Origin of the sequence: Pseudomonas sp. UMAB-08, assembly GCF_900095225.1 — a bacterium.
Taxonomy (GTDB): domain Bacteria; phylum Pseudomonadota; class Gammaproteobacteria; order Pseudomonadales; family Pseudomonadaceae; genus Aquipseudomonas.
The window spans coordinates 175,673-201,630 of record NZ_LT607419.1; the positions used below are offsets into that span (position 1 = coordinate 175,673).

At 58.8% G+C, this 25,958-nt stretch carries 26 protein-coding genes; 11 read left to right on the forward strand and 15 right to left on the reverse strand.

Translation table 11 applies throughout. The features are described 5' to 3' along the window. Window positions 1–21: 21 nt before the first annotated feature. Window positions 22–381, reverse strand: a complete 360-nt coding sequence (locus tag K0F75_RS12615) for a PilZ domain-containing protein (RefSeq protein ID WP_219062195.1) — start codon at window positions 379–381, stop codon at window positions 22–24. A gap of 305 nt (window positions 382–686) precedes the next feature. Next, entirely contained in the window at window positions 687–1,061 is a 375-nt protein-coding gene (locus K0F75_RS12620) for a tol-pal system YbgF family protein (protein WP_219062196.1), read from the reverse strand. A gap of 157 nt (window positions 1,062–1,218) precedes the next feature. On the opposite strand from K0F75_RS12620, the gene pyk reads away from it, so the two are divergent. Beyond that, a complete protein-coding gene (gene pyk, locus K0F75_RS12625; RefSeq protein ID WP_219062197.1) occupies window positions 1,219–2,670 on the forward strand; it encodes a pyruvate kinase in 1,452 nt (483 codons plus the stop codon). Window positions 2,671–2,804: 134 nt separating this feature from the next. Here the strand turns inward: pyk and K0F75_RS12630 are convergent, their stop codons facing one another. Further along, the gene (locus tag K0F75_RS12630) at window positions 2,805–3,743 is read right to left on the reverse strand and encodes an iron-sulfur-binding ferredoxin reductase (protein ID WP_219062198.1); all 939 of its coding nucleotides are present in this window, start codon (window positions 3,741–3,743) and stop codon (window positions 2,805–2,807) included. Further along, the gene (locus K0F75_RS12635; protein WP_219062353.1) at window positions 3,736–4,842 is read right to left on the reverse strand and encodes a diguanylate cyclase; all 1,107 of its coding nucleotides are present in this window, start codon (window positions 4,840–4,842) and stop codon (window positions 3,736–3,738) included. The genes K0F75_RS12630 and K0F75_RS12635 overlap by 8 nt, the downstream gene beginning before the upstream one ends. A 484-nt stretch (window positions 4,843–5,326) precedes the next feature. On the opposite strand from K0F75_RS12635, the gene K0F75_RS12640 reads away from it, so the two are divergent. Continuing rightward, window positions 5,327–6,850 carry a fumarate hydratase gene (locus tag K0F75_RS12640; protein ID WP_219062199.1) on the forward strand — a complete coding sequence of 508 codons (1,524 nt, stop codon included), beginning with the start codon at window positions 5,327–5,329 and terminating at the stop codon, window positions 6,848–6,850. Window positions 6,851–6,920: 70 nt separating this feature from the next. Here K0F75_RS12640 and K0F75_RS12645 read toward each other — a convergent pair whose 3' ends face one another. The 6 genes from K0F75_RS12645 to K0F75_RS12670 all read right to left on the reverse strand — a co-directional run bounded on the left by K0F75_RS12645 (window position 6,921) and on the right by K0F75_RS12670 (window position 11,225). After that, window positions 6,921–7,226, reverse strand: coding sequence for a ribbon-helix-helix domain-containing protein (locus K0F75_RS12645; RefSeq protein WP_219062200.1), 306 nt, complete (start codon window positions 7,224–7,226; stop codon window positions 6,921–6,923). Window positions 7,227–7,235: 9 nt separating this feature from the next. After that, window positions 7,236–7,817 (reverse strand): DJ-1/PfpI family protein, encoded by a 582-nt coding sequence (locus K0F75_RS12650; RefSeq protein WP_219062201.1) that lies wholly within the window; start codon window positions 7,815–7,817, stop codon window positions 7,236–7,238. A 113-nt stretch (window positions 7,818–7,930) separates the two neighbouring features. Next, window positions 7,931–9,088 (reverse strand): phosphatidylserine/phosphatidylglycerophosphate/cardiolipin synthase family protein, encoded by a 1,158-nt coding sequence (locus K0F75_RS12655; protein ID WP_219062202.1) that lies wholly within the window; start codon window positions 9,086–9,088, stop codon window positions 7,931–7,933. 1 nt (window position 9,089) lies between these two features. Beyond that, window positions 9,090–9,683, reverse strand: coding sequence for a YceI family protein (locus K0F75_RS12660; RefSeq protein ID WP_219062203.1), 594 nt, complete (start codon window positions 9,681–9,683; stop codon window positions 9,090–9,092). Between the two features lie 94 nt (window positions 9,684–9,777). Then, a complete protein-coding gene (locus K0F75_RS12665; RefSeq protein ID WP_219062204.1) occupies window positions 9,778–10,107 on the reverse strand; it encodes an amidase in 330 nt (109 codons plus the stop codon). Then, window positions 10,104–11,225, reverse strand: coding sequence for a serine hydrolase (locus K0F75_RS12670; RefSeq protein ID WP_219062205.1), 1,122 nt, complete (start codon window positions 11,223–11,225; stop codon window positions 10,104–10,106). The genes K0F75_RS12665 and K0F75_RS12670 overlap by 4 nt, the downstream gene beginning before the upstream one ends. Before the next feature lie 219 nt (window positions 11,226–11,444). Here K0F75_RS12670 and olsB point away from each other — a divergent pair, with 219 nt between their 5' ends. Both olsB and K0F75_RS12680 read left to right on the forward strand, forming a co-directional pair. Then, a complete protein-coding gene (olsB, locus tag K0F75_RS12675; protein WP_219062206.1) occupies window positions 11,445–12,200 on the forward strand; it encodes an L-ornithine N(alpha)-acyltransferase in 756 nt (251 codons plus the stop codon). Beyond that, entirely contained in the window at window positions 12,200–12,985 is a 786-nt protein-coding gene (locus K0F75_RS12680) for a lysophospholipid acyltransferase family protein (RefSeq protein ID WP_219062207.1), read from the forward strand. The genes olsB and K0F75_RS12680 overlap by 1 nt, the downstream gene beginning before the upstream one ends. Here the strand turns inward: K0F75_RS12680 and K0F75_RS12685 are convergent. Next, window positions 12,949–13,542, reverse strand: a complete 594-nt coding sequence (locus tag K0F75_RS12685) for an ACP phosphodiesterase (RefSeq protein ID WP_219062208.1) — start codon at window positions 13,540–13,542, stop codon at window positions 12,949–12,951. The genes K0F75_RS12680 and K0F75_RS12685 overlap by 37 nt on opposite strands. Before the next feature lie 161 nt (window positions 13,543–13,703). On the opposite strand from K0F75_RS12685, the gene K0F75_RS12690 reads away from it, so the two are divergent. From K0F75_RS12690 to K0F75_RS12700, 3 genes are read left to right on the forward strand one after another with little or no spacing between them, the layout of a single operon-like run. Continuing rightward, a complete protein-coding gene (locus tag K0F75_RS12690; RefSeq protein ID WP_219062209.1) occupies window positions 13,704–14,006 on the forward strand; it encodes a helix-turn-helix transcriptional regulator in 303 nt (100 codons plus the stop codon). A gap of 28 nt (window positions 14,007–14,034) precedes the next feature. Then, the gene (locus tag K0F75_RS12695) at window positions 14,035–15,201 is read left to right on the forward strand and encodes an MFS transporter (protein ID WP_219062210.1); all 1,167 of its coding nucleotides are present in this window, start codon (window positions 14,035–14,037) and stop codon (window positions 15,199–15,201) included. Between the two features lie 20 nt (window positions 15,202–15,221). Further along, entirely contained in the window at window positions 15,222–16,271 is a 1,050-nt protein-coding gene (locus K0F75_RS12700) for an alkene reductase (protein WP_219062211.1), read from the forward strand. Window positions 16,272–16,398: 127 nt separating this feature from the next. On the opposite strand, the gene K0F75_RS12705 is transcribed toward K0F75_RS12700, so the two are convergent. The 4 genes from K0F75_RS12705 to K0F75_RS12720 all read right to left on the reverse strand — a co-directional run bounded on the left by K0F75_RS12705 (window position 16,399) and on the right by K0F75_RS12720 (window position 20,345). Then, complete coding sequence (locus K0F75_RS12705) at window positions 16,399–17,127, reverse strand: hypothetical protein (protein WP_219062212.1); 729 nt, start codon at window positions 17,125–17,127, stop codon at window positions 16,399–16,401. A gap of 325 nt (window positions 17,128–17,452) precedes the next feature. Beyond that, a complete protein-coding gene (locus tag K0F75_RS12710; RefSeq protein ID WP_219062213.1) occupies window positions 17,453–18,307 on the reverse strand; it encodes an ATPase in 855 nt (284 codons plus the stop codon). Between the two features lie 80 nt (window positions 18,308–18,387). Beyond that, entirely contained in the window at window positions 18,388–19,380 is a 993-nt protein-coding gene (locus tag K0F75_RS12715; RefSeq protein ID WP_219062214.1) for an NAD(P)-dependent oxidoreductase, read from the reverse strand. A 65-nt stretch (window positions 19,381–19,445) separates the two neighbouring features. After that, on the reverse strand, window positions 19,446–20,345 hold the full coding sequence (locus K0F75_RS12720; RefSeq protein WP_219062215.1) for a LysR family transcriptional regulator ArgP: 900 nt from the start codon (window positions 20,343–20,345) through the stop codon (window positions 19,446–19,448). Between the two features lie 156 nt (window positions 20,346–20,501). Between K0F75_RS12720 and K0F75_RS12725 the strand changes: the two genes are divergently transcribed. The 4 genes from K0F75_RS12725 to K0F75_RS12740 all read left to right on the forward strand — a co-directional run bounded on the left by K0F75_RS12725 (window position 20,502) and on the right by K0F75_RS12740 (window position 25,846). Beyond that, window positions 20,502–21,104: a LysE/ArgO family amino acid transporter gene (locus K0F75_RS12725; protein WP_219062216.1), complete on the forward strand. Its 603-nt coding sequence runs from the start codon at window positions 20,502–20,504 to the stop codon at window positions 21,102–21,104. A gap of 277 nt (window positions 21,105–21,381) precedes the next feature. Next, complete coding sequence (gene sodB, locus K0F75_RS12730) at window positions 21,382–21,978, forward strand: superoxide dismutase [Fe] (protein WP_219062217.1); 597 nt, start codon at window positions 21,382–21,384, stop codon at window positions 21,976–21,978. Between the two features lie 309 nt (window positions 21,979–22,287). Further along, window positions 22,288–24,339 carry a bifunctional diguanylate cyclase/phosphodiesterase gene (locus tag K0F75_RS12735; protein WP_219062218.1) on the forward strand — a complete coding sequence of 684 codons (2,052 nt, stop codon included), beginning with the start codon at window positions 22,288–22,290 and terminating at the stop codon, window positions 24,337–24,339. A 172-nt stretch (window positions 24,340–24,511) separates the two neighbouring features. After that, window positions 24,512–25,846 carry an imelysin family protein gene (locus tag K0F75_RS12740; RefSeq protein WP_219062219.1) on the forward strand — a complete coding sequence of 445 codons (1,335 nt, stop codon included), beginning with the start codon at window positions 24,512–24,514 and terminating at the stop codon, window positions 25,844–25,846. The last annotated feature ends 112 nt before the right edge of the window (window positions 25,847–25,958 follow it).

Here is a 25,958-nt window from a genome sequence, read left to right on the forward strand (position 1 = left end):
CGCGCCAAACAGACCCAGTGCTCAGACCGGGGCTTCCAGAGAATGAAAACTGAAGTAACGCTGCAACGCACGAATCAACTGTGCGTACTCGATGGGTGAAGCCTGCAGCATGAACCCTGAATCGTAGTTCCTTGGCGTTTCGTCTTCGTGACACCAGAGGCAACGACCATCGATATCGATGGTTCTCTGTTCGCCATTTTCATCCGGTATCTTCAAACGCAGCTCAAAATCCGCGCCTACCAGAATCGGCAGATCGCTGATCAACATCAAACCATCTTGTGACACATTGCCGAGACACCCCAGCGGTTTATCGGTATATCGATTAAAAACCTGCAAAAAATAAGGCAGTTGATGACGTTCGATTCGTCGTTCGATAAGCATGTTTGACGGTCGCTATGAATGAACCATTAAGCATGGTTGCGCTAGTGCTTTTCGAGTTCGCGGGGGCGTGGCGATAATCGCTGCCGAGGCAAATTCTCCCTTGATACCTGCACGCCATCAAACACTTCCACAACCTGAGCCCTTTAAGCAGAGCCTCGGAATAGAGCGTTTTTTGCGTGATGTACGCCGGTCCATGGCCACGTGTGCGACTATTTTTACGTATTTTTACTCCCTGCACCCAGAGACTAGCTCAACACAGCCGTATGAGCACTCCCAAATATGACCGCCCATCCAATCGGGTGTAATTAAAGTGAGGCAGGGCTCGGCTGTGCCGGCTCACCGCGACGGTAGTGGCCGAGTTGCTGCAGGGTATCAAGACGTGCGTGCGCTCGAAACGCATACTCACTGGAAGGGTACTGAGTAATGATGTACTGGTAGGTCTGCGCCGCATCGACGAACAAGCTTTGGCGCTCCAGGCACTGCCCACGCAGCATCGACACCTCTGGCTGGATGTATCGACGCGAACGACTCTCACGCTCGACCTGGGACAGTTCGAGCATCACGCTGTCGCAATTACCCTCGGCATACGAGCGGTAAGCGCTGTTCAAATGCTGGTCCATCGACCAACGCGTGCAGCCGCCGACACTGGCCATCAAGGCTAAAACGATCAAAATTCGCATGAGTCTCTCCTGTGCTTTGCAATGTATCGACCCGACCAGGGATTTCTTCAGGGTGTTTTTTGCCCAGAAAAGACGGGCCGAGGTAGTGCAAAGGAACAATGACTACAGGACTGGACAGTAGTAGCCTCTCGCTGCGCCTCAGCAAAGGAGTCTGTAAATGACCGTTCGTCGTACCAAAATCGTCGCTACCCTTGGCCCTGCCAGCAACTCGCCGGAAGTTCTCGAACAACTGATCCTGGCAGGCCTGGACGTCGCTCGTCTGAACTTCTCCCACGGCACGCCGGACGAGCACAAAGCTCGCGCCCGCCTGGTCCGCGAGATTGCCGCCAAGCACGGGCGCTTCGTCGCACTGCTCGGTGACCTGCAAGGCCCGAAAATTCGTATCGCCAAATTCGCCAACAAGCGGATCGACCTCAAGATCGGTGATCAATTCACCTTCTCTACCGTTCATCCACTGACTGAAGGCACCCAGGACGTCGTCGGCATCGACTACCCGGATTTGGTCAAAGACTGCGGCGTAGGCGACGAGCTGCTGCTCGACGACGGACGTGTCGTCATGCGCGTTGATACCGCCACCGCCGATGCCTTGCATTGCACGGTGTTGATCGGTGGTCCGCTGTCCGACCACAAAGGCATCAACCGTCGCGGCGGTGGCCTGACGGCGCCAGCCCTGACTGAGAAAGACAAGGTCGACATCAAGCTGGCAGCAGAAATGGAGCTGGATTATCTGGCCGTTTCGTTCCCACGCGATGCCGCCGACATGGAATACGCTCGCAAACTGCGCGACGAAGCTGGCGGCACTGCCTGGCTGGTGGCGAAGATCGAACGCGCAGAAGCGGTCGCAGACGACGAAACCCTTGATGCGCTGATTCGCGCCAGTGACGCCGTCATGGTTGCCCGTGGCGACCTGGGTGTGGAAATCGGTGACGCGGAACTGGTCGGCATCCAGAAAAAAATCATCCTGCACGCACGCCGCCACAACAAGGCAGTGATCGTGGCTACGCAGATGATGGAGTCGATGATCCAGAACCCGATGCCGACTCGCGCTGAAGTGTCCGACATCGCCAACGCCGTGCTCGACTACACCGACGCAGTGATGCTCTCGGCAGAAAGTGCTGCGGGCGCGTACCCGATCGAAGCAGTCCAGGCCATGGCACGGATTTGCGTCGGCGCTGAAAAGCACCCGACCAGCAAAACCTCCAGCCACCGCATCGGCAAGAAATTCGAGCGTTGTGACGAAAGCATTGCGCTGGCGGCCATGTACACCGCCAACCACTTCCCCGGTGTGAAGGCGATCATCGCCTTGACCGAAAGTGGTTACACGCCGTTGATCATGTCGCGGATTCGTTCTTCCGTGCCGATCTACGCGTTCTCTCCGCACCGCGAAACCCAGGCACGCGCCGCGATGTTCCGTGGCGTCTATACCGTACCGTTCGACCCGTCGGTTCTGCCACCGGGTCAGGTCAGCCAGGCGGCAGTGGATGAGTTGGTCAAACGTGGCCTCGTCAAGCAAGGCGATTGGGTGATCCTGACCAAGGGTGATAGCTATCACACCATTGGCGGTACCAACGGCATGAAGATTCTGCACGTCGGCGATCCAATGGTTTAAGGCTATTCAGGCAGTATCAAAAGGCCCCGCAGTTCATTTCGAACTGCGGGGCCTTTTTTGCGCCTTGAATATATCCGGTGTCTGAACGGGCATCTTCGAGAGTGGCTTGGCGCGTTGTATCGGGAGATCAGCGCTCAACCGCGACTGAGAAACACATCGGCCAACAGTTGACTGCGCGGCAAGCCCGCAAGATAGAGGCGCTTGGCGAAAATCTCGACACTGGCAGGGTGCCCGCAAAGCAAGGCGATGGTCTGTCGGGAAACAAGCCGCAGTTCCGCCAACGCGGCCGGGAGCTCGGCGGCGGTGAGTAATTGGATCTGCAGGTGTGGATAAGCCGCCGCCCGCTCAGCCAGGGCTGTGGATAAGTAATGCTCGCTGGCGTCGTGGGCCACATGGATCACGCGAATGGTCGCCTGATGTTCCTGACGCAGCGCCTCGCGCAACACGCCCCACAGCGGACCAAGACCCGTGCCAGCCGCCAGGAGCAATAGCGGGCGACTGGACCAGTCCGGATCATAGTGCAGAGCGCCACCGCGCAGTTCGCCCAGGCGCATCGGGTCGCCCGCTTTCAACTGTCGTGCAGCATCGCTGAAGGCGCCGGGGTGACGGCAATCAAGATGAAATTCAAGGAAGCGATCTTCTTCCGGCAAGCTCGCCAGCGAGTACGGGCGAGCGATGCCGTTGGCGGTCCACAACACCAGATGTTGCCCGGCGCGGTAGCGAAATGGACGCTCGGGTGTCAGGCGCAAACGCAATACCGTCGGGCTTAGCCAGTCGCAACTGGCAACCTTGGCCGGCAAGCCATCGCGGCTGGGGTCGAAGATTTCCACGGTCAGGTCTTCGACGACCCGACACTGACAGGCCAGTCGCCAGCCCTGCTGACGCTTGTCGGCGTCCAGCGCCTCTGGCTGAGCATCTGCGGGTTCGCCTTGCAGGCAACGAACCAGACAGGCATGGCAACTGCCCGCCCGACAGCTGTAGGGCACGGCGATCCCGGCATTATTCAGGGCATCGAGCAGATTGCTCGCTGCCGCGACCGGCCATTGCCGGTCACCGACACGGATGTCAGGCATCGGCGTTTTCCCACGCTGCGGCGCAACGATTTCGCCCGCCGCGCTTGGCGCGGTACAGCGCCTGATCGGCACGCTGCAAGGCTTCGTCAAGATCGTCGCCCACTTCCAGCAAGGTCATCCCCACTGACAGGCTCAATTCAGTCACGTCCAGGCCGACCAGCTCGACATGGGTAAACGCTTCGCGCAGCCGCTCGCAACAACCGGTCAGGTGTGCAGCGGTGCAATGCGGTAACAACAGCACGAATTCCTCCCCGCCGTAGCGAGCCAATACGTCACCCACGCGCAGACAGGCAGTGGCAACAGCGGCGAAAGCCTGCAATACCTGATCACCGGCGGCATGGCCGTGGACATCGTTGATGCGTTTGAAGTGATCCAGGTCGATCAGCGCCAAACCGTGAGAATAACTGTTGTCCATGGTTCCCAGTTCCCGGGACGCCATGCGCAGAAAGTGTCGACGATTATATAAGCCGGTCAGTTCGTCAGTCGCCACCAGATCTTCAAGCTGACGCATCATTCCGCGCAAGGTGTCCTGATGCGCCTGAAGCGCAAAGCGGCGTTGACGCATGCGCTGCCGTGAGGCCTGGACATAGCGAGCGTACAGACACAGCCAAAGCAATACGATGAACAATGCGAAGACTTGTAAAGCGGCCAAGCCTGGATCTGCCAGTTTCAACTGGAAGGCTTCCCACAGATTCAATCCGGCGAAGCACAAGAACACGAACGCCACGCAGCGCACAAACACCCTGGGCGTCAGATGAAACAGCCCAAACAGCATGATCAGCACATACATGACCAGGAACGTGCCCCGGGCGCTATCGAGATGGGCCAGCAGGTACGTTTGCCACCCCAGCGCCAACAACACTTGAAGCTCGGTCAGGCTCGGGTCTTTGAAACGCAGGTTGAAGCCGCCGAGGAACATCCCCAGCAACAGCAACTGGCAAAGCACCACCAGACAGCTGCCAATGACCGCCGTGCGCAGGGGAGCCTGGTAATAGTCAGTAAAAATCGCCACCCAGACGAGTGCCAGCACCAGCGCATACGTGCTGGCAGCCAAAGCAAATCGTTTCAGCAACAAATGCTGTATGGCTTTAGGGGTCACTCGTTGACTCACCGTGCTCAAAGGGACTCCTTCCCGAACTGGCACAAACGGCCTATGTGGCTAATTCCATTAGTCAGCGTTCTGCCTGGACACCCGGTGTTCGCTGCCGCTACCCCTGCCGGCCTGCGACGCCTTGCAGCGCATGAATCAAGAATTCGGACTATTAAAACCGTCGAACGGACAAGGCCCAGCATAGAGGCCATTTGCTACTTTAGTGCGACTACTCAAAAATGACTATTCAATTCTCGTCCCCCATTACGGCAACGTTTTTCTAACCACGCAAAAACAGTGCCCACCCTTTGCCCGACCTTCGTTTGCACGCAAGCGGATGTGCCCGGGCCAACCCCACGCTATACTGCGGCGCCTTTTTTGCGTCGGCGTTGTGAGTCGGCGCGCTTACTTAAAGATGTTTTTCAGCAGAGCACGGCGGTACTGTTGGAAACAGCTAATCGAATGTTCCCGTCCTAGCAGAGGAGCGTGCCACATGACCGTGATCAAGCAAGACGACCTGATACAGAGCGTCGCCGACGCCTTACAGTTCATTTCTTACTACCACCCCGTAGACTTTATTCAGGCCATGCATGAGGCCTACCTTCGCGAAGAGTCGCCTGCGGCCCGTGACGCCATCGCCCAGATCCTGATCAACTCGCGCATGTGCGCGACCGGCCATCGGCCGATCTGCCAGGACACCGGCATCGTGACCGTATTCGTTCGTGTGGGCATGGACGTGCGCTGGGACGGTGCCACCATGAGCCTGGACGACATGATCAACGAAGGCGTGCGTCGCGCTTACAACCTGCCGGAAAACGTCCTGCGGGCTTCGATCCTGGCCGACCCGGCTGGCGCTCGTAAAAACACCAAGGACAACACCCCGGCAGTCATCCACTACTCCATCGTCCCGGGTAACACCGTGGAAGTGGACGTGGCGGCCAAAGGCGGCGGCTCGGAAAACAAATCGAAGATGGCGATGCTCAACCCGTCCGATTCGATCGTCGACTGGGTGCTGAAAACCGTACCGACCATGGGCGCTGGCTGGTGCCCGCCTGGCATGCTCGGCATTGGTATCGGCGGCACCGCCGAGAAAGCTGCAGTGATGGCCAAGCAAGTGCTGATGGAGTCCATCGACATTCACGAGCTGAAACTGCGTGGCCCGTCCAACCGTATCGAAGAGATCCGTCTGGAGCTGTTCGAGAAGGTCAACCAACTGGGCATCGGTGCTCAGGGCCTTGGCGGTCTGACCACCGTGCTCGACGTGAAGATCATGGACTACCCGACCCACGCGGCTTCGTTGCCGGTGTGCATGATTCCTAACTGTGCGGCAACCCGTCACGCGCACTTCGTGCTCGATGGCAGTGGCCCGGCCTCGCTGGAAGCGCCACCGCTGGACGCCTACCCGGAAATCGTCTGGGAAGCTGGCCCGTCCGCGCGCCGCGTCAACCTCGACACCCTGAAACCGGAAGACGTGCTGAGCTGGAAAACCGGCGAAACCATCCTGCTCAGCGGCAAGATGCTTACCGGTCGCGACGCCGCGCACAAACGCATGGTCGAGATGCTGAACAAAGGTGAAACCCTGCCTTTCGACCTCAAGGGTCGCTTCATCTACTACGTTGGCCCGGTCGACCCGGTGCGCGACGAAGTGGTTGGCCCTGCTGGCCCGACGACCGCAACGCGGATGGATAAATTCACCCGCCAGATCCTCGACCAGACCGGCCTGCTGGGCATGATCGGTAAATCCGAACGTGGCCCGACTGCCATCGAAGCGATCAAGGACTACAAAGCCGTGTATTTGATGGCTGTCGGCGGCGCGGCTTATCTGGTTGCCCAGGCGATCAAGAAATCCCGTGTCGTGGCCTTCCCCGAAATGGGCATGGAAGCGATCTACGAGTTCGACGTCAAAGACATGCCGGTCACCGTTGCAGTTGATAGCAAAGGCGAATCGGTACACATCACTGGGCCAGCTATCTGGCAGAAGAAAATCAGTGAAAGTCTGGCGGTAGAAGTTCAGTAAAAGCGGCGCATCAAATACGCCAATCGCATAAAAAACCCACCGTATGGTGGGTTTTTTTATGCCTTGCGCATTACTTGGCGGCGGAGCGCACCACGCTCAACTCAGGCGCCACCACGCGGCGCTGACTCAAATACCGCGTGCAACTGACTCGCAGGAACGAGGCAAAATTGACCACCTCACCGCGATAGTCCATGACCTCTTCATACAGCTTGCCAATCAGTTGATTGGTGGTCATGCCATCGAGCTGAGCGATCTCGGCGAGGATGTCCCAGAACTGATTTTCCAGGCGTAGCGTCGTCACCACGCCGCAAATGCGCAACGACCGTGAGCGCGACTCGTAGAGAATCGGATCAGCTTTGACATACAGCTCGCACATACGCCCTCCTTACAGAATGATTTCGGTTCCGAGCAGTTTCAGGAAGCCATTCAACCAGCTCGGATGCGCAGGCCAGGCTGGCGCGGTGACCAGATTACCTTCGGTGTGCGCAGCGGTAACCGCGATGTCGATGAACTCGCCACCTGCCAGACGCACCTCTGGCGCGCACGCAGGATACGCACTGCATTGGCGGCCTTCGAGGATACCCGCTGCGGCGAGCAGTTGCGCGCCATGACAGACCGCCGCGATGGGTTTATCGGCCTTGTCGAACGCCCGTACCCACTCCAGCACGGTTTCGTTCAAACGCAGGTACTCCGGCGCACGACCACCTGGCACCAGCAGCGCGTCGTAGTCCTCAACCTTGACCTGGTCAAAATCGAAGTTGAGGGCAAAGTTGTGCCCGGGTTTTTCGCTGTAGGTTTGATCGCCTTCAAAATCGTGAATCGCCGTACGCACGGATTGGCCATTGGTTTTGCCCGGACAGACCGCGTGGACGGTATGCCCGACCATCTGCAGCGCCTGGAACGGCACCATCACTTCGTAGTCTTCGACGTAATCGCCAACCAGCATGAGAATTTTTTTAGCGGCCATTTGAAGCTCTCCTTGGATGTGGGGCTTGGGCAATAAGCGTAGTCAAGCTACGGCCGATAGGGACGATGCAGGTAATAGGCAACTACTACGACGATGAAAAGCTGCGGGAAGGCTCAGTCACGTCGGTCGAGGACATTGACGACCAGACGGTCAATCCAGCCCCAGACACGCTGCTTGACCCGCCGCCAGAATGGCCGAGCCTCCCAGGCTTCGAGACTGACCTGTGAGCTGAGCGCAAAGTCGTGTTCGAAACTGGCAGCGACTGCGAGTGTCAGGTCGGGGTCGAGGGCTTCGAGATTGGCTTCCAGGTTGAAGCGCAGGTTCCAGTGATCGAAGTTGCACGAACCGATACTGACCCAGTCGTCGATCAAGACCATCTTCAAATGCAAGAAGCACGGCTGGTATTCAAATATCTGCACGCCCGCCTTGAGCAATCGCGGGTAATAGCGATGGCCTGCATAACGCACCGACGGATGATCGGTACGCGGACCGGTCAGCAGCAGGCGCACATCGACACCCCGCATAGCTGCTCTACGCAGGGATCGACGGACTTTCCAGGTCGGCAGAAAATACGGGGTTGCCAGCCAGATTCGGCGCTTGCCACTATTTATCGCACGCACCAGCGATTGCAGAATGTCGCGGTGCTGGCGGGCGTCGGCGTAAGCCACGCGGCCCAACCCCTGACTGGCGGCCGGCACCGTGGGCAAGTGCGGCAACCCGAAGCGAAGCGTCGGCCGCCATGCGAACGGGCGATGATTAGCGTGAAATTGTCGGTCGAACAGCGCTTGCCAGTCAGCAACCATCGGCCCCGTGATTTCCACCATCACTTCATGCCATAGGCAGGTGTTCTGCTCCGGCAACCAGAATTCATCGGTCACGCCCGTCCCCCCCACCACCGCCAGACGCTTGTCCACCAACAGCAACTTGCGGTGATCGCGGTAGAGGTTATGAAAACCACGGCGCCAATGCACCGGATTGTAAAAGCGCAGCACAACACCGGCTTCGATCAAGCGATTGCGCAGGTCCAGGGTGAATGCCTGGGCGCCGTAGTCGTCGAACAGGCAGCGCACAGCAACCCCGCGTGACGCCGCATGGACCAGTGCTTGAACCACCGCATTGGCACAGGCCCCGGCTTCGACCAGATAAAGTTCCAGTTCAACCTGATGTTGCGCCTGTTCGATAGCCTCGATCATGCGCGGGAAAAACGCCGGACCGTCGACCAGCAAACTGAATTTATTGCTGCTGCGCCAGGCAAAGATCGCTCGGCTCATGTCAGCGCGCCGTGAAAATCAGCACCGCACCCACCGGTACCGACAAGCTGATTGCAGACAACCCGGCGACCTTACGCAACGCGCTCAGGCCAGGCACCAGATCGAAATCCTCGGCATGCACCACTAACGGCTCCAGGGTGACCACTTGGAAACGTCGATCATCGAGCCGGGTGGCGAGCAGTTCGGCACTGTAGCGGTGGGAGGCGCCGTGCAGGGTGACGGTCAGCGGCAGGCGCAGTTCCAGTTGAGCACCGGGCGCCAGGTCGTTGATCGGCTGCAAGTCGAGCTGCGCGGCAATCTGCGCCGAAGGAAACTGTTTAACCTCAAACAGCTGATCACGCATGCGTTCGTCGCGCAGGGGAATACCACTGCTGACGGAGTCGAGTTCGACCTGAAGTTCGGCCATGCCTTTCAAGTCGACCTTACCGTGCAAGGTGAGGAAGCGGTGCACTTCCGACGTGTCAGCATTTTTTGTGGAAATAAACGACAGTCGCGATGACTCGTTATCCAGATACCAACTGGCGTGGGCCGGCAAGGCCAGGACCCCGAGCAGGGCCTGCACGCCAAGGAGGGCCAGGCGGGTCATCGTGTGCATGCAAGCTCCAGGTGCGCATTTGGCGCCAACCTTAACCGGCTGTCAGGGAGCTGGCAAATGCTGTGAAAGCGACGGCGGGCAACGCCTCAGCCAGTCATGGGTCCAACTGACAACCCTGACGCGGGCTCTGCCACGCCGCGCTGCTGCTACGGCCCATGCCGCCGGCGGTCACGCGCTTATGCGCAACGTCATCGAGCAGGCTGCTGGGCAAGTATTGCTTCACGTAGGCCGTGCAATAGTCAGCCGGGTTGTCCATCACGTATCGGCACGAACAATATTCCTTGGCCGTATAGGCGCTGATGATGCTGGGGAAAACCCACAATGCAACGCGGTTCTGCCAAGCCAGCACGGTGATCATCAGGGCCACCAGCAACAGCAGGCTGCTGAACGGCCGGCGCAGGATAAACCAGCGGTGACTGTTCACTGGCCACCCTCCCCGGCAAAAGCAGCCAGTGCCCGCTTGAGCAGTTGATCGTCGTTGTAACGCTCATCACGGTCATCGGCGTAACGCACGATCACCAGATTGGCGCTGGGCACTACATACAAGGCCTGCCCCCAATGCCCGAGCGCGGCGAAGGCATCCGGAGGGGCATCGGGCCAAGGCCTTATTGAGGTGCTGGACGCGCCATCGGGCAGGCGATTCAACCACCACTGTCCGCCCGGCACTTCATTTTCTGACACAGACTGATTGTGAGCGAATGGCGTCAGGCTGAAGTCGATCCAGGCCTTGGGCAGTAACTGCTTATCCTGCCAGCGACCGCCGCGCTGCATCAGCAGGCCGATGCGCGCCAGATCCCGCGCGCTCATGTAGACATAAGACGAGCCGACGAAGATACCGCTGCCATCGGTTTCCCACACCGCGCTGCGAATGCCCAGCGGCTCGAACAGCGCGGTCCAGGGGTAGTCTAGGTAGGCCTTGTCACCGACCATGCCTTTCAAGGCTGCAGACAATACGTTGCTGTCACCGCTGGAATAACGGTAGACAGCTCCCGGCGCGCTGGCCACGCCATGCCCGGCGGTGAACCGGGCCATGTCGCCGTGCCCTCGGGTATAAAGCATCGCCACCACTGACGAATTGAGCGGCGCGTACTCGTAGTCTTCCTGCCAGTCCAGACCCGAAGCCCAATGCAGTAAATCCTGCACACGGATGTCCGGATGGGCCTTGAACGGTGGATAGAATGTGCTCACAGAATCGCCCAGCTGAAAACGCCCTTCACCAAACGCGACACCGAGTACGCTGGCCATCACGCTTTTGCTGACTGACCAGGTCAAATGCGCCGTATTGGCCGTGGTCGCGGCCGCATAGCGCTCGTAAACCAGTTGCCCGTCGCGGATCACCAACAGCGCATCGGTGCGAATGCCTTTGCGGGTGGTGTCATCACGTGCAGGGAAAGCGTAATCCTCGAACGCTCGCACTGCGGGGCTCTGTACCGCCGGTGCGCTTGACCATTGTTCGCCAGGCCAGTTTTGCGCCAACGCCGAATGGGCGCAGAGGCCAAACACCACGGCCTGGCACAGACGCGAAAAAAGCCGAAGATTCATGGCGTGATCTCTTGCGAAGTCTCTATAACCCTAGCAGCGATTCGTCACAAACCAGAGAGGTCCGTGACGGCAATCTGCCAGGCAGCGATGACCCTCTGGCAGCCCTGTCATACAAGCATCACCAAAGCTTAATGGTGGTGACATCGGCTCTCCCTAGCCTAACTCCGTACCACACAGTCGACCGGCCGCAAACCCATGGCTGGCTTACGGAGACGACCCATGACCCAGATCGCCCGCAGTCGTGACACAGGTGCCGAACGCCGCCTTCAGGCCGAACGCCTGATTGGCGCACAGGCACTGCATGAAGCCCAGTCTTTACGCTTCAGCGTGTTCAGTGGCGAGTTCAACGCCAAGCTCAAAGGCGCCGAACTTGGCCTGGATAGGGATGACTACGATGTGCACTGCTCGCACATCGGCGTACGCGACCTCACCACGGGCCGTCTGGTGGCGACTACCCGTTTGCTCGACCATAAAGCCGCCAACACCCTGGGACGTTTTTACAGCGAAGAGGAATTCAGCCTGCACGGCCTCGGCCATCTGCAAGGCCCGATCCTGGAGCTGGGGCGTACCTGCGTCGATCCGGCGTACCGCAACGGCGGCACCATCGCGGTGTTGTGGAGTGAGCTGGCGGAAATCCTCAATGAAGGCGGCTACAGCTACCTGATGGGCTGCGCCAGCATTCCGATGCAAGACGGCGGCATCCAGGCTCACGCGATCATGCAACGCTTGCGCGAACGCTATCTGAGTACCGAACACCTGCGCGCCGAGCCGAAAAATCCGCTGCCGGTCTTTGACCTGCCCAACAACGTCATCTGTGAAATGCCGCCACTGCTCAAGGCCTACATGCGGCTAGGGGCGAAGATCTGCGGCGAGCCGTGCTGGGATGAAGACTTCCAGGTGGCCGACGTTTTCATTCTGCTCAAACGCGACGAGCTGTGCCCCCGTTACGCCCGCCACTTCAAGGCGGCCGTGTGATGAGCCGGGTACGCGGCTATGCCCGTGTCGCACGGGTGCTGTGGGTCATTGCGCTGGGCTTGACGATTGCCGGCGCGTTCGGTGTGCTTGAACGCTTGCGCATCGGCAACTCCATGGCGCGTCGGCAACGCTGGGCCAGTTGGTTCATGACCCACCTGAGTGGCGCCCTGCCCTTTCGCGTGACCGTCAGCGGCGAGCTGCCGCGTGAGCCGATGCTGTGGGTCAGCAATCATGTGTCGTGGACCGATATCCCTTTACTGGGAATGCTCGCCCCTCTGTCCTTTCTGTCCAAAGCTGAAGTGCGGACCTGGCCGGTAGCCGGTTGGCTGGCGTTGAAAGCGGGCACCTTGTTTATTCGTCGCGGTTCGGGCGATAGCCGATTGATCCAGCGGCAAATGACCCGGCACTTGCAAGAAAATGATGCGCTGATGATTTTCCCCGAGGGCACCACCACCGACGGCCGCAGCCTGCGTACCTTCCACGGTCGCCTGCTGTCCAGCGCAATCGATGCCGGCGTGCCGTTGCAACCAGTTGCCATTCGTTATCTGCGTGACGGCAAGCCTGACCCTATCGCGCCGTTCATCGGCGACGACGACCTGCTTTCACACCTGCGCCGCTTGTTCGCCAACGAGCAGGGCGATGTGCATATCCAGTTGCTCCCGCCGATTGCCAGCCAACATCAGGAACGCGCATCTCTGGCGTTTCAGGCTCAGCAAGCCGTGCACCTGGCCCTGTTTGGCGAGGTCGCTCAACCAAGGGAATTGCGCTCGGCCAAAGCCGCCTGAGCAAAATCCTGCAACAGCGGGTAGAACGTCGCGAAATCCGCACTCAATGGCTGATACAGCGCCTGCAATTCATGCATGGCGCCGGCCAATCCCTGCGGTCGCGACAAGCGTCGGGAAATCCCGCTCAGCACCTGCTCCAGCACCTCGAACTCCCGATAAGAACCCAGCCAATCCTGAGCCGCCATGCGCGGCGCGATCAAGGCCAGACGCTCCGGTAACGCCGGTTCGGCGGCCAGCACCCGATAAACCCTGGAGGTGAATGCATCCAGCGGTTGTTCGGCATACACCGCCCAGTCCCGCGCCAGGCAATGATCGAAAAACACATCCAGCACAATGCCAGCAAAACGCCGTCGCTCCAGCGGGAAGCGGGCGATGGATTGCTTGATCAGCGGGTGCGTATCGGTGAACGAGTCAATGCGGCGATGCAGTTGAATCGCCGCTTCGAGTTCGGGGGTAAAACGCCCCGGCAGCGGTCCTTTGACGAAATCGCCGTACAGACTGCCGAGCAATTGCGCCGAGCGCTGACCGCCCAAGTGGAGGTGTGCGAGATAATTCATGAGCTCAGCGTACGCCTATTCCGCACCGAGGCCTATATCGATATAACCCGATATAGCGTTTTATGCGATGCTTAGCACCCCTTCATATTTGTATATCGCGAAATATAGATATAAAGTTCGCCACATCGCGATATACCGCTATACACGGATTTGAGAACGACATGCCTATCGACCTCGACGAAATAATAAAAGCGCTCGCCCACCCTGTTCGCCGCGAAATACTCGCGTGGCTCAAAGACCCTCACGCCTGCTTTCCCAATCAGGATCACTCGCTGGACAACGGCGTTTGCGCCGGACAGATCGACCAACGTGCCGGCCTCTCCCAGTCCACCGTTTCTGCGCACTTGGCGGTCCTGCAACGTGCCGGTCTGATCACCAACAAGAAGGTCGGTCAATGGCACTTTTTCAAACGCAACGAAGACGACATCCAGGCGTTCCTGCAAGAAATGAACAAGCAGCTCTGATTTCTTCCCACTTTTCAGGAGACGCTTCGTGCCTCTTTCGCTACTGATGCTGGCCTTGAGCGCCTTCGCTATTGGCACCACGGAATTCGTGATCATGGGCCTGTTGCCCGATGTCGCGGCTGACCTCGGTGTCTCGATCCCTGGCGCTGGCTGGCTGGTGACCGGTTACGCCCTGGGCGTGGCCATCGGCGCGCCGTTCATGGCCCTGGTCACCGCCAAGCTGCCGCGTAAGGCCGCGCTGGTTTCGCTAATGGTGATTTTCATCATTGGCAACCTGCTCTGCGCCCTCGCCAGCGACTACAACGTGCTGATGTTCGCCCGGATCGTCACCGCCCTGTGTCACGGTGCATTTTTTGGTATCGGCTCGGTCGTTGCCGCCAACCTGGTCGCGCCCAATCGCCGCGCTTCGGCCGTCGCCTTGATGTTCACCGGTTTGACCCTGGCCAACGTGTTGGGTGTGCCACTGGGCACCGCGCTGGGTCAGTTGGCTGGCTGGCGCTCGACCTTCTGGGCGGTGACGGTGCTCGGTGTGGTCTCGTTGATCGGTTTGATGCGCTTCCTGCCGGCCAAACATGACGAGGAAAAACTCGACATGCGTGCCGAACTGGCCGCCCTCACAGGCGCCGGAATCTGGCTATCACTGAGCATGACCGTGTTGTTCGCCGCGTCCGTGTTCACCCTGTTCACCTACATCGCTCCGTTGCTCGGCGACGTCACCGGGGTATCACCCAGCGGTGTGACCTGGACCCTGCTGCTGATCGGCCTGGGTTTGACCTTGGGCAATGTGATTGGCGGCAAGCTGGCCGACCGCAACATGTCGCTGACCCTGATCGGCGTGTTCACCGTCATGGCGGTGGTCTCTACCGTACTGACCTGGACCAGCACCGCGTTGATTCCAGCTGAAATAACCCTGTTCCTCTGGGCCACCGCAAGCTTCGCCGCCGTGCCCGCCCTGCAAGTGAACGTGATGACCTTCGGCAAGGCCGCGCCCAACCTGATTTCGACCCTGAACATTGGCGCCTTTAACGTCGGCAACGCCCTGGGCGCCTGGGTGGGTGGGAGCGTGATCGCACACGGCTTCGGCTTGACCAGCGTGCCTGTGGCCGCTGCAGCGCTGGCGGTGCTCGCACTGCTGGTGACCCTGATTACTTTTCGTCAGAGCGTTAACCCCGACCTGGCACCCGCTACCAACTGATCCTTAGAGGGTTCTACACCATGACCACTATTTTTGACCCGATCACACTGGGCGATCTGAAATTGCCGAACCGCATCATCATGGCGCCGCTGACCCGCTGCCGCGCCGATGAAGGTCGCGTCCCCAATGCACTGATGGCTGAGTACTACGTTCAGCGCGCCTCGGCGGGCCTGATCATCAGCGAAGCGACCTCGGTCACGCCAATGGGCGTCGGCTACCCTGACACGCCCGGCATTTGGTCCAACGACCAGGTACGGGGCTGGAGCAACATCACCAAAGCCGTGCACGCTGCGGGCGGCCGTATCGTTCTGCAACTGTGGCACGTTGGCCGGATTTCCCATCCGTCGTACCTCAACGGCGAAACGCCGGTCGCTCCGAGCGCGATTGCCCCTGCGGGCCACGTCAGCCTGGTTCGTCCACGGTCCGACTACCCGGTGCCACGCGCCCTGGAAACCGCTGAAATCGCCGAGATCGTCGATGCTTACCGCATGGGCGCAGAGAACGCCAAGGCCGCCGGTTTCGACGGTGTCGAAGTCCACGGTGCCAACGGCTATCTGCTCGACCAGTTCCTGCAAAGCAGCACCAACCACCGCACCGACGAATACGGCGGCTCGCTGGAAAATCGTGCACGCCTGATGCTGGAAGTGACCGATGCGGTCATCGAAGTCTGGGGCGCGGGCCGTGTCGGCGTGCACCTGGCGCCACGCGCCGACTCCCATGACATGGGCGACGAGAACCTGTCCGAAACCTTCACCTACGTAGCCCGTGAACTGGGCAAGCGCGGGATTGCGTTTATCTGCTCCCGTGAAAAAGAAGCCGGCGACAGCCTTGGCCCACAACTGAAAAAAGCCTTCGGCGGCCAGTACATCGCCAACGAACGCTTCACCAAAGACAGCGCCAACGCCTGGCTGGCCAGTGGCAAAGCCGATGCAATTGCGTTCGGCGTGCCCTTCATCGCCAACCCGGATCTGCCGGAGCGCCTGCAACACGATGCACCGCTGAACCCCGCACATCCAGAAACTTTCTACAGCAAGGGTCCGGTTGGTTATATCGATTACCCGCGCATGTAAGACGTTCACGTTAAACTAAAAAATCCCCGACTCTGAGAGCCGGGGCTTTTTTGTCTAACGAACTAGATAAACAACTAGCGCCCGTTACAAACAGTGCCTGCACAGTAAAATTTTATTCCTGCGCTTCCTACGCACGCTTGCCGACGGGTTTACCGTCTGCGTCTATGACAGTGCCATCATCATATTCAAAAGTGCCGTCGACATGACGCATCACTTTGTCTGCCGAGTAATACCACCTTCCATCCGGGTATTTGATATCACCGGCGGGGTCTTTGATTGACCCATCCGGATATTCGGTCGTTCCATCTGCGTATTGTTTGCTTCCGTCTGGATGAGTCACGGTCTTTTTAGCGTCATCGATGACTTTCCCATCGGTAAGTGTAACCGTCGACGTTTCGTTGTTGACCACGGTTCCGTCGGCCAGCTTAGCGATGGGGGCGGGTTGGCCGGTGGACAGGTCTTTGATGGAGGACGCGATCGAAAACGCGTTGGCGGCTATATCAAAGGCCGTACTGACGCTTTCCAGAGTGCTGCGAGGCGCCGGCTTTTCCGGAAGCTCTCGGGTGGGCAAGCCCGCCTGATCAACTTGAGGCTTGGTCGGCGGGGCTTTTGGCTTGTCCGAGACCATCGGTGGCCTGGCGGGTGGGCCTTTTGGCTTGTCCGGGAAGACCGATGGCCCGGCTGGCGGGCCCTTCGGCTTATCTTTGGAAGTCGACGTTTTGCCCTCGGAAGTATCTTTTCTGGCAGGAGGCTTAATCTTCGGGACTTTTGGCGGCCCTGCAACGGGCATGACCAACGCCTCAGGCGTCATTAAAATAGTTTTCGACAGCCGGGCTATTCGAATCAACAGGTCCATTCATAATATCGTCCTTATACCTGAGCACGCACACCGTGCATGACCCGGTATTAATTAGTTATCGCAAAAGTGTTTATTTAACGGGAATAAAACCTTTTTTATAACCCGCCCCGACCAAGAGCAACTCAGCCGCTAACGACACCTTACAAAACAACTAACAAAAGACAAGCCCCTCCGCCCCTCATTATCAAGAAACCGCAATAAACAGAAAAGCCCCACACGCAACAGACCTGATTCCAATCACTGTAAATACTTCGGGCCACGCTACGCACCGGTTTTATCGATACACCGATGCGTGCGCGCGCCTTTATGTGTTCACTGCTGACTAACGGGCGTTAATCTGCTGTTGCAGATTCTGAATCTGGCTCTGCAAGGTGCTGATGTTGCGCGTGACTTGCCCACGGAACGCATCAAACTCAGCGGTACTGCCACCTTGAGCCGCTGCAGCCGGACGATTGTCCTGCTCGCTTTTGAGCACCAATACCTCTTGCTCGAGACGGTCGAGGGCCACACTTGGATTACCCTGCTTTTTCAGCGCTGCCACATCAGCGTTCAGGCTTTTCATCTGAGCATCAAGCTGAGCTTGAATAGACTGCGTGGCCTTCATGTCAGGCTGTGCACCTTTCAATGCCGCCAGTTCGGTGCCCAGGCTTTTCACTTGCTCTTGTAGCTGAGTATTGGCGGTCTGCAACTGGGCAGTCTGCGCAGACATCTGTTCCAGGCGCTTGCCCAAGCCACTTTGTTGGCCGACGACGCCCTCTTGCTGTTTGTCCTGATCGTTCAGTTTGCTTTCCAGCTTCTGAATTTGCAGTTTCAACGCTTCACTGCCGTTGCTGGCGACCGACTGGGTCGCCACCACTTTCCCGGAGATGTCCTGTAACCGCCCTGCCGCTTCCTCGCTGATGCGCGCAAAGCTTTCCTGAGTCGCAACCAGTTGCTGCTCCATCAACGAAACCTGCTGAAAACTCCACCAGGCCAGCCCTGCGAAGGCAATGAACAATGCACCGACCAATGCCCAGATAGGCCCGGTATTGGCGCGTTTGACCTTCACCACTGGCGTGCTGCGCGAATACACCGTCGTGCGATCACGAGCACCGGCAGTCGGTGCGAAATCGTCATCGTCGTCTTTGGCACTGAGGTTCGGCACATCATGGAAGTCATCGTGCGGGTCGTTACGCATGGTTAAACCTTTTGGAAGCTGCTGAAGACTGAAAAGGATTGCAGTATAACCACTCGCCTCGCCGGCCAAGAGGTCCTGCGTCAAATCGACTGTTGCGCTTTCCACCAGCCACAAAACTCGTCCAGTGCCGTCCACAGGCTGACCCGTGGCTGATAGTCCAGATAATGCTGAGCCCGGCTGATGTCCAACGTGAAATCCTTGCTCATCATCTGCACACCCAACCGCGACAACGTCGGCTCAGGGCGCCCGGGCCACAACAAGCAAGCGCCTTCGTTCAAGGCGGCGGCGCTGTAAGCCAGCGCATAGGAACGGTAGCGGGTGACTTGCGGCAGTTCCATCTGACGCATCACATAGTTCACCACGTCCCACAGTGGAACCGGCGTGCCGTTGCTGATGTTGTAGGCCTTGCCCAAGGCGGAGCCGGCCGCCAGCAGACTGCTGAGCAGTGCGTCATTAAGGTTCTGGATGCTAGTGAAGTCGACTTTGTTCAGGCCATTGCCGACAATCGACAGGCGCTTTTTGCGCTGCATGTTCAACAGCCGCGGAAAGATGCTGTTATCGCCTGCGCCCGTGACAAAGCGCGGGCGCAGGGCGATGACTTCCAACCCGAACTCCTCGGCACCGAAGACCTTTTGCTCTGCCAGGTATTTGGTCGCCGCGTAGTGATTGATGAAGCGCTTGGGCACCTGTTCTTCCTTGATTCCCAGATGCGAATGACCGTCGAAGTAAATCGACGGTGAGGACAGATGCACCAACCGCCGCACCTGCTGCTTGAGGCAGCCTTCGACGATGTTTTCCGTCACTTGCACGTTGCCTTGCTGAAAGTCCTGACGACGACCCCAAACCCCCACGGTTCCGGCGCAATGCACCACTGCTTCGACGTCATGGCATAACCGCTGTACCAGTTCGGGATCGGACAAATCACCCTGGATGAATTCCGCACCACGGCGCACCAGATGCTCGACGCCCTCGGCACGACGGCCGTTGACCCGCACGGTAAAGCCCTGCTCTAACGCGAAACGCGCAAAGCGTCCGCCGATGAAGCCGCTTGCGCCGGTGACCAGAATCTTCATTTACCGCTCCGTTAACTGTGTGTTCATGACGTGTTGTTTATTGCATGGCTCGAAGCAGGTGACGCTCACGGAATGTTAAGCGGCACTAGCCATTGGCCTGCCCGGTGGGTCAGGTGCTCCGTCAACTGCGTCAGCAACTGACCACCATTGCGCCAATGATGCCAATACAACGGGACATCGATGGGATGATCAGCCAGCAGTTCCACCAGCAGGCCGCGTTGCATCTGATCGCGCATCTGCTCCTGCGGCACCAGCCCCCAACCGAGCCCTGCCTCGGCCATGCGCAGAAACCCTTCGGACGACGGACACAAATGATGCTCGAAGCCCCCCTCCACGCCCAGCGATGCCAGGTAGCGGTGCTGAAGAAAGTCATCGGGACCAAACACCAGCGCGGGTGAGCGCGCCAGTTGCACGGCGGTCACGCCCTGCGGAAAGTGCCGGGCGATAAAGCCGGGACTCGCCACTGCACGATAGCGCATGGCGCCCAGCAGCACGCTGCGCGCGCCAGCCACCGGCCGCTCGGTGCCGCACACACAGGCGGCCACTTCACCGGCACGCATCCGCTTGAGGCCCACGTCCTGGTCTTCGACCACCAAGTCCAGCAATAGATGCTGCTCGGCGCAAAAATCGCCGACTGCGGCTGCCCACCATGTCGCCAGGCTGTCGGCGTTAAGCGCAATACGCAGGCGTTCGGGCATGCCTTCTTCGTCCAGCGCCGGCACCTGGCTTTGCAGATCACGTTCAAGCAGGCGCACCTGCTGCACATGGTTGAGCAAGCGTCGGCCAATCTCTGTCGGGCTCGGCGGGGTGGCACGGATCAACACGGGTTGACCGACCCGCGCCTCGAGCAATTTGATCCGCTGCGATACCGCTGATTGGGACAGGCCCAAGACCTGAGCACCACGCTCGAAACCTGCCTGCTCGACGACGGCCGCCAAAGCAGAGAGCAATTTGTAGTCGAACATCATTTTCTCTAATGAGTGATGAGCATTATTGGTTTTTCTTATACAGCCAAGCACCCCACACTCGCCACACAAACTGCATGAATCAAGCAATTACGCCTCCATTTTTGACGCTGATGGCCGCGCAAACATGAGTAGCTTTAAAGAGGAATGACGGATATGTGGCAAAGCTATCTCAATGGCCTGTTGGTGGCCGCAGGACTGATTATGGCGATCGGCACGCAAAACGCATTCGTCCTCGCACAAAGCCTGCGCCGCGAACATCACCTGCCCGTGGCGGCATTGTGCGTCGTATGTGATGCCCTGCTGGTGGCCGCCGGGGTTTTCGGGCTGGCGAATGTGCTGGCTCAAAACCCACTGTTATTGTCGATTGCCCGCTGGGGCGGGGCGGGATTTCTGCTGTGGTACGGCAGCCTGGCGCTGCGTCGCGCATGCTCCCGGCAAAGCCTGCAACTCAATGAAAAACCCGGGCTGCGCTCACGGCGTGCCGTGCTGCTCAGTGCTTTGGCGGTAACGCTGCTCAACCCCCACGTGTATCTGGACACCGTGCTGTTGATAGGTTCGCTTGGCGCGCAGCAAAGTGTGCCCGGCGCTTATGTGGTCGGTGCCGCCAGTGCCTCATTGTTGTGGTTCACCACGCTGGCCGTGGGTGCGGCGTGGCTCTCCCCGTGGCTGGCGCGGCCAGCGACCTGGCGCATGCTGGATCTGCTGGTGGCGGTGATGATGTTCAGTGTGGCGGCGCAATTGATTCGAGCGAGCTGAGTCCGGAGTGTTCGGGGCAACGCATAAAACCCGTGGGGCAGCCCCCCATCTGCGGTTGTTATCAGGTCTCGTTGGCTGATCAATATTTATCATCAGGTTTACGACAAGGCTCTGGAACCTCTATTCCACACAGTTGTTGCGTGGTTATGGCGCAGGCCGGGTGCTATGATCCAGCCCCTGCGTCGCAAAGAGTACAAACTCCCCGACGCATGTTTATGTCTGGCCGCCCGTGATCGGCCTTGCGCTCACCGCAACTGACCTGATTAGGAGATTAACCATGGCTTTTGAATTGCCAGCGCTGCCCTACGCACACGATGCCCTGCAGCCGCACATTTCCCGTGAAACCCTGGAATACCACCACGACAAGCACCACAACACCTACGTCGTGAACCTGAACAACCTGGTGCCAGGCACCGAGTTCGAAGGCAAAACCCTGGAAGAGATCATCAAGACTTCTTCGGGCGGTATCTTCAACAACGCCGCTCAGGTCTGGAACCACACGTTCTACTGGAACTGCATGGCGCCAAATGCTGGCGGCGAACCTACCGGTGCTCTGGCTGACGCGATCAACGCTGCGTTCGGCTCCTTCGCCAAGTTCAAAGAAGAGTTCAGCAAAACCTCCATCGGCACCTTCGGTTCCGGCTGGGGCTGGCTGGTGAAAAAGGCTGACGGTTCCCTGGCTCTGGCCAGCACCATCGGCGCCGGCAACCCGCTGACCAGCGGCGAAACCCCGCTGCTGACCTGCGATGTGTGGGAACACGCTTACTACATCGACTACCGCAACGTGCGGCCGAAGTACGTAGAAGCGTTCTGGAATCTGGTTAACTGGAAGTTCGTCGCTGAGCAATTTGAAGGCAAAACCTTCAAAGCCTAAGCGCTGATCCAGACAAAAAACCCGGCATTGCCGGGTTTTTTTTCGTCTGTGCTTCGCTCTTTTCTGTATTGTCACCGTGCAATAGCAGACTAATATCAGTTTCTTGACAGCTTTACAGGTCAGCGCTCAAGTTCCACGTGTATTCGACCGACATAAATAGAGAGAGCCTTACCTCGGTCTCTAGAACAGCGTTAACGGCAGGTACACGCAACTGACCTCCAGATGCGATTGCCCCTTTGACGAGCCGCTTGTGTTTACCAATACTCGCACACGGTCACACGCTCCCAGCACGGATTAAGGAATAACCATTTGAAGCTGGAACTCAAAAACAGCTTGTCGGTAAAGCTGCTGCGCGTGGTGCTGCTCTCGGCGCTGATCGTAGGGGTGGTCTTGAGTTGTGCGCAGATCGTCTTCGACGCCTACAAGACCCGACAAGCCGTCGCCAGTGATGCCGGACGCATCCTCGATATGTTCCGCGACCCTTCGACCCAGGCGGTCTACAGCCTGGACCGGGAGATGGGCATGCAGGTCATCGAAGGCCTGTTTCAGGACAATGCCGTGCGCATGGCGTCCATCGGGCATCCGAACGAAGCCATGCTCGCGGAAAAATCCCGTGAACTGAAACAGACGCCCACCCGCTGGCTGACCGACCTGATCCTCGGACAGGAGCGCAGCTTCAACACTCAACTGGTCGGTCACGGCCCGTACAGTGAGTATTACGGCGACCTGCGCATTACCCTCGACACCGCCACCTATGGCGAAAGTTTTATCGTCAGCTCAGTGATCATCTTCATTTCCGGCGTGCTGCGAGCCTTGGCCATGGGCCTGGTGCTGTACCTGGTCTATCACTGGCTGCTGACCAAACCGCTGTCGAAAATCATTGAACACCTGACCAGTATCAACCCCGACCGCCCCAGCGAGCATCAACTGCCGCTGCTCAAGGGCCATGAAAAAAACGAATTGGGCATCTGGGTCACCACCGCCAACCAGTTGCTGGCCTCGATTGAACGCAACACGCATCTGCGCCACGAAGCCGAGAACAGCCTGCTGCGCATGTCCCAGTACGACTTCCTCACCGGCCTGCCCAACCGCCAGCAATTTCAACAACAACTGGACAAGATTCTGGTCGATGCCGGCCGCCTGCAACGCCGGGTTGCGGTGCTGTGTGTGGGGCTTGATGACTTTAAAGGCATCAACGAACAGTTCAGCTACCAGACTGGCGACCAACTGCTGCTGGCGCTGGCTGATCGCCTGCGTGGTCACAGCGGCCGATTGGGTGCCCTCGCCCGCTTGGGCGGCGATCAGTTTGCCTTGGTACAAGCCGATATCGAACAGCCCTACGAGGCCGCCGAGTTGGCGCAAAGCATCCTCGACGATCTGGAAGCGCCCTTTGCGCTGGACCAGCAGGAAATCCGTCTGCGCGCGACCATTGGCATCACCTTGTTTCCAGAAGATGGCGACAGCACCGAGAAACTGCTGCAAAAAGCCGAACAGACCATGACCCTGGCCAAGTCCCGGTCGCGAAACCGTTATCAGTTCTACATCGCCAGCGTCGACAGCGAAATGCGTCGACGTCGCGAGCTTGAAAAAGACCTGCGTGAAGCCTTGCCACGCAATCAGCTGTACCTGGTCTATCAGCCACAGATCAGTTACCGCGATCACCGCGTCGTCGGGGTTGAAGCCTTGATACGCTGGCAGCACCCCGAACACGGCCTGGTACCGCCGGACCTGTTCATTCCGCTGGCCGAGCAGAACGGCACGATCATCGCGATTGGCGAGTGGGTACTCGATCAGGCCTGTCGGCAGTTACGCGAATGGCACGACCAGGGGTTCAGTGACCTGCGCATGGCCGTCAACCTGTCGACCGTGCAACTGCACCACGCCGAATTGCCGCGCGTGGTAAACAACCTGCTGCAGATTTACCGCTTGCCGCCGCGCAGCCTGGAACTGGAAGTCACCGAAACCGGCCTGATGGAAGACATCAGCACCGCAGCCCAGCACCTGCTGAGCCTGCGCCGCTCCGGCGCGTTGATCGCCATTGATGACTTCGGCACCGGTTATTCTTCCTTGAGTTACCTCAAGAGCTTGCCGCTGGACAAAATCAAGATCGACAAGAGCTTCGTCCAGGACCTGATCGATGACGACGATGACGCCACCATCGTGCGCGCTATCATCCAACTGGGTAAAAGTCTCGGCATGCAGGTGATTGCCGAAGGCGTAGAAACCGCCGAACAAGAGGCTTACATCATTTCTGAAGGCTGTCACGAAGGCCAGGGCTACCTCTACAGCAAGCCCCTGCCCGCCCGCGAACTGCTGGCTTTTTTGAAGCACGCCCAGCGCTCCAACGCGGAAATCCTGTAACCCGGAACGACCCCGCCCCAACGCTCCTTCCCCCCATGGTTACACGCCGAAATGGTGTGTAACCAAGTTTTTCTGCGCTGCCCCTTTACATAGAATGCATATCTTTCGCATTATGACGCAGTTTTTCCAATTGCTAACGCGTGTTATTCACTTCTCGACGCAGGATTTCGTCATGATTCGTATGCCTCTCGCAACCGCTAGTCTGTTGGCCATCGCTATCTCGCTCGCTGGCTGCGGCGAAGGCAAGGACAAAGCCGCTGCGCCGCAAGCACCGGTTGCCGCTGCTGCTACCACAGCCCCCGTTACCGCAGGCCAGCTCGACGACGTCGCGGCCAAGGCAGTGGTCGCCAACTACACCAACATGGTCTTTGCCGTGTTCAGCGATGCCGAATCCACCGCAAAAACCTTGCGCACCGCAGTGAACGACTTCCTCGCCAACCCCAACGACGCATCCCTCAAGAAAGCCCGTGCTGCCTGGGTTGCCGCTCGCGTGCCTTACATGCAGAGTGAAGTCTTCCGCTTCGGCAACACCCTCATCGACGACTGGGAAGGTCAGGTTAACGCCTGGCCCCTGGACGAAGGCCTGATCGACTACGTCGCTGGCGATTACCAGCACGCGCTGGGCAACCCGGGCGCGAACGCCAACATCATCGCCAACACCGAAATCCAGGTCGGCGAAGACAAAGTCGACGTCAAGCAAATTACCGGCGAAAAACTGGCCAGCCTCAACGAGCTGGGCGGTTCTGAAGCCAACGTCGCCACTGGCTACCACGCCATCGAGTTCCTGCTCTGGGGCCAGGACCTGCACGGCAACGGTCCAGGTGCCGGCGAGCGCCCAGCCACTGATTACGTCGAAGGCGCAGCGGGCACTGGCGGCCACAATGATCGTCGTCGCGCCTACCTCAAAGCAGTGACCGACCTACTGGTCAGCGACCTGGAAAAAATGGTCGACAACTGGAAACCGGGGGTTGCGGACAACTACCGCGCCACCCTGGAAGCCGAGTCCGGCGAAAGCGGTCTGCGCAAAATGCTCTTCGGCATGGGCAGCCTGTCCCTCGGCGAACTGGCTGGTGAACGCATGAAAGTCGCGCTGGAAGCCAACTCCAGCGAAGACGAACACGACTGCTTCAGCGACAACACGCACAACTCACACTTCTACAACGGTCTGGGCATCCGCAACGTCTACCTGGGTGAATACACCCGTGTGGACGGCAACAAAATCAGCGGCCCGAGCCTGTCCTCGCTGGTCGCCAAAGCAGACGCCACCGCCGACGCCACGCTCAAGGCCGACCTGAACGCCACGCAGGCCAAGCTGCAAGTGCTCGTCGACCACGCCAACAAGGGCGAGCACTTCGATCAACTGATCGCTGCCGGCAACACCCAGGGCAACCAGATCGTGCGCGACGCCATCGCATCACTGGTCACCCAGACCGGCGCCATCGAACAAGCGGCGACCAAGCTCGGCATCACCGACCTGAACCCGGACAACGCTGATCACGCGTTCTGATTCAAGGTTCACACCCATTACATGTGTAAATGTGATGGCGTCTTCGTGAATGAATTCACGCCCACAGGGAAACGCATGTTTTCTGTGGGCGTGAATGCATTTGCGGAGGCGG

Excerpts from the sequence above, each read along its gene's own strand:
- K0F75_RS12615 (WP_219062195.1), bottom strand. The coding sequence starts at position 381 with ATGCTTATCGAACGACGAATCGAACGTCATCAACTGCCTTATTTTTTG.
- K0F75_RS12620 (WP_219062196.1), bottom strand. The coding sequence starts at position 1,061 with ATGCGAATTTTGATCGTTTTAGCCTTGATGGCCAGTGTCGGCGGCTGC.
- pyk (WP_219062197.1), top strand. The coding sequence starts at position 1,219 with ATGACCGTTCGTCGTACCAAAATCGTCGCTACCCTTGGCCCTGCCAGC.
- K0F75_RS12630 (WP_219062198.1), bottom strand. The coding sequence starts at position 3,743 with ATGCCTGACATCCGTGTCGGTGACCGGCAATGGCCGGTCGCGGCAGCG.
- K0F75_RS12640 (WP_219062199.1), top strand. The coding sequence starts at position 5,327 with ATGACCGTGATCAAGCAAGACGACCTGATACAGAGCGTCGCCGACGCC.
- K0F75_RS12645 (WP_219062200.1), bottom strand. The coding sequence starts at position 7,226 with ATGTGCGAGCTGTATGTCAAAGCTGATCCGATTCTCTACGAGTCGCGC.
- K0F75_RS12650 (WP_219062201.1), bottom strand. The coding sequence starts at position 7,817 with ATGGCCGCTAAAAAAATTCTCATGCTGGTTGGCGATTACGTCGAAGAC.
- K0F75_RS12655 (WP_219062202.1), bottom strand. The coding sequence starts at position 9,088 with ATGAGCCGAGCGATCTTTGCCTGGCGCAGCAGCAATAAATTCAGTTTG.
- K0F75_RS12660 (WP_219062203.1), bottom strand. The coding sequence starts at position 9,683 with ATGCACACGATGACCCGCCTGGCCCTCCTTGGCGTGCAGGCCCTGCTC.
- K0F75_RS12670 (WP_219062205.1), bottom strand. The coding sequence starts at position 11,225 with ATGAATCTTCGGCTTTTTTCGCGTCTGTGCCAGGCCGTGGTGTTTGGC.
- olsB (WP_219062206.1), top strand. The coding sequence starts at position 11,445 with ATGACCCAGATCGCCCGCAGTCGTGACACAGGTGCCGAACGCCGCCTT.
- K0F75_RS12680 (WP_219062207.1), top strand. The coding sequence starts at position 12,200 with ATGAGCCGGGTACGCGGCTATGCCCGTGTCGCACGGGTGCTGTGGGTC.
- K0F75_RS12685 (WP_219062208.1), bottom strand. The coding sequence starts at position 13,542 with ATGAATTATCTCGCACACCTCCACTTGGGCGGTCAGCGCTCGGCGCAA.
- K0F75_RS12690 (WP_219062209.1), top strand. The coding sequence starts at position 13,704 with ATGCCTATCGACCTCGACGAAATAATAAAAGCGCTCGCCCACCCTGTT.
- K0F75_RS12700 (WP_219062211.1), top strand. The coding sequence starts at position 15,222 with ATGACCACTATTTTTGACCCGATCACACTGGGCGATCTGAAATTGCCG.
- K0F75_RS12705 (WP_219062212.1), bottom strand. The coding sequence starts at position 17,127 with ATGGACCTGTTGATTCGAATAGCCCGGCTGTCGAAAACTATTTTAATG.
- K0F75_RS12710 (WP_219062213.1), bottom strand. The coding sequence starts at position 18,307 with ATGCGTAACGACCCGCACGATGACTTCCATGATGTGCCGAACCTCAGT.
- K0F75_RS12715 (WP_219062214.1), bottom strand. The coding sequence starts at position 19,380 with ATGAAGATTCTGGTCACCGGCGCAAGCGGCTTCATCGGCGGACGCTTT.
- K0F75_RS12720 (WP_219062215.1), bottom strand. The coding sequence starts at position 20,345 with ATGTTCGACTACAAATTGCTCTCTGCTTTGGCGGCCGTCGTCGAGCAG.
- K0F75_RS12725 (WP_219062216.1), top strand. The coding sequence starts at position 20,502 with ATGTGGCAAAGCTATCTCAATGGCCTGTTGGTGGCCGCAGGACTGATT.
- sodB (WP_219062217.1), top strand. The coding sequence starts at position 21,382 with ATGGCTTTTGAATTGCCAGCGCTGCCCTACGCACACGATGCCCTGCAG.
- K0F75_RS12740 (WP_219062219.1), top strand. The coding sequence starts at position 24,512 with ATGATTCGTATGCCTCTCGCAACCGCTAGTCTGTTGGCCATCGCTATC.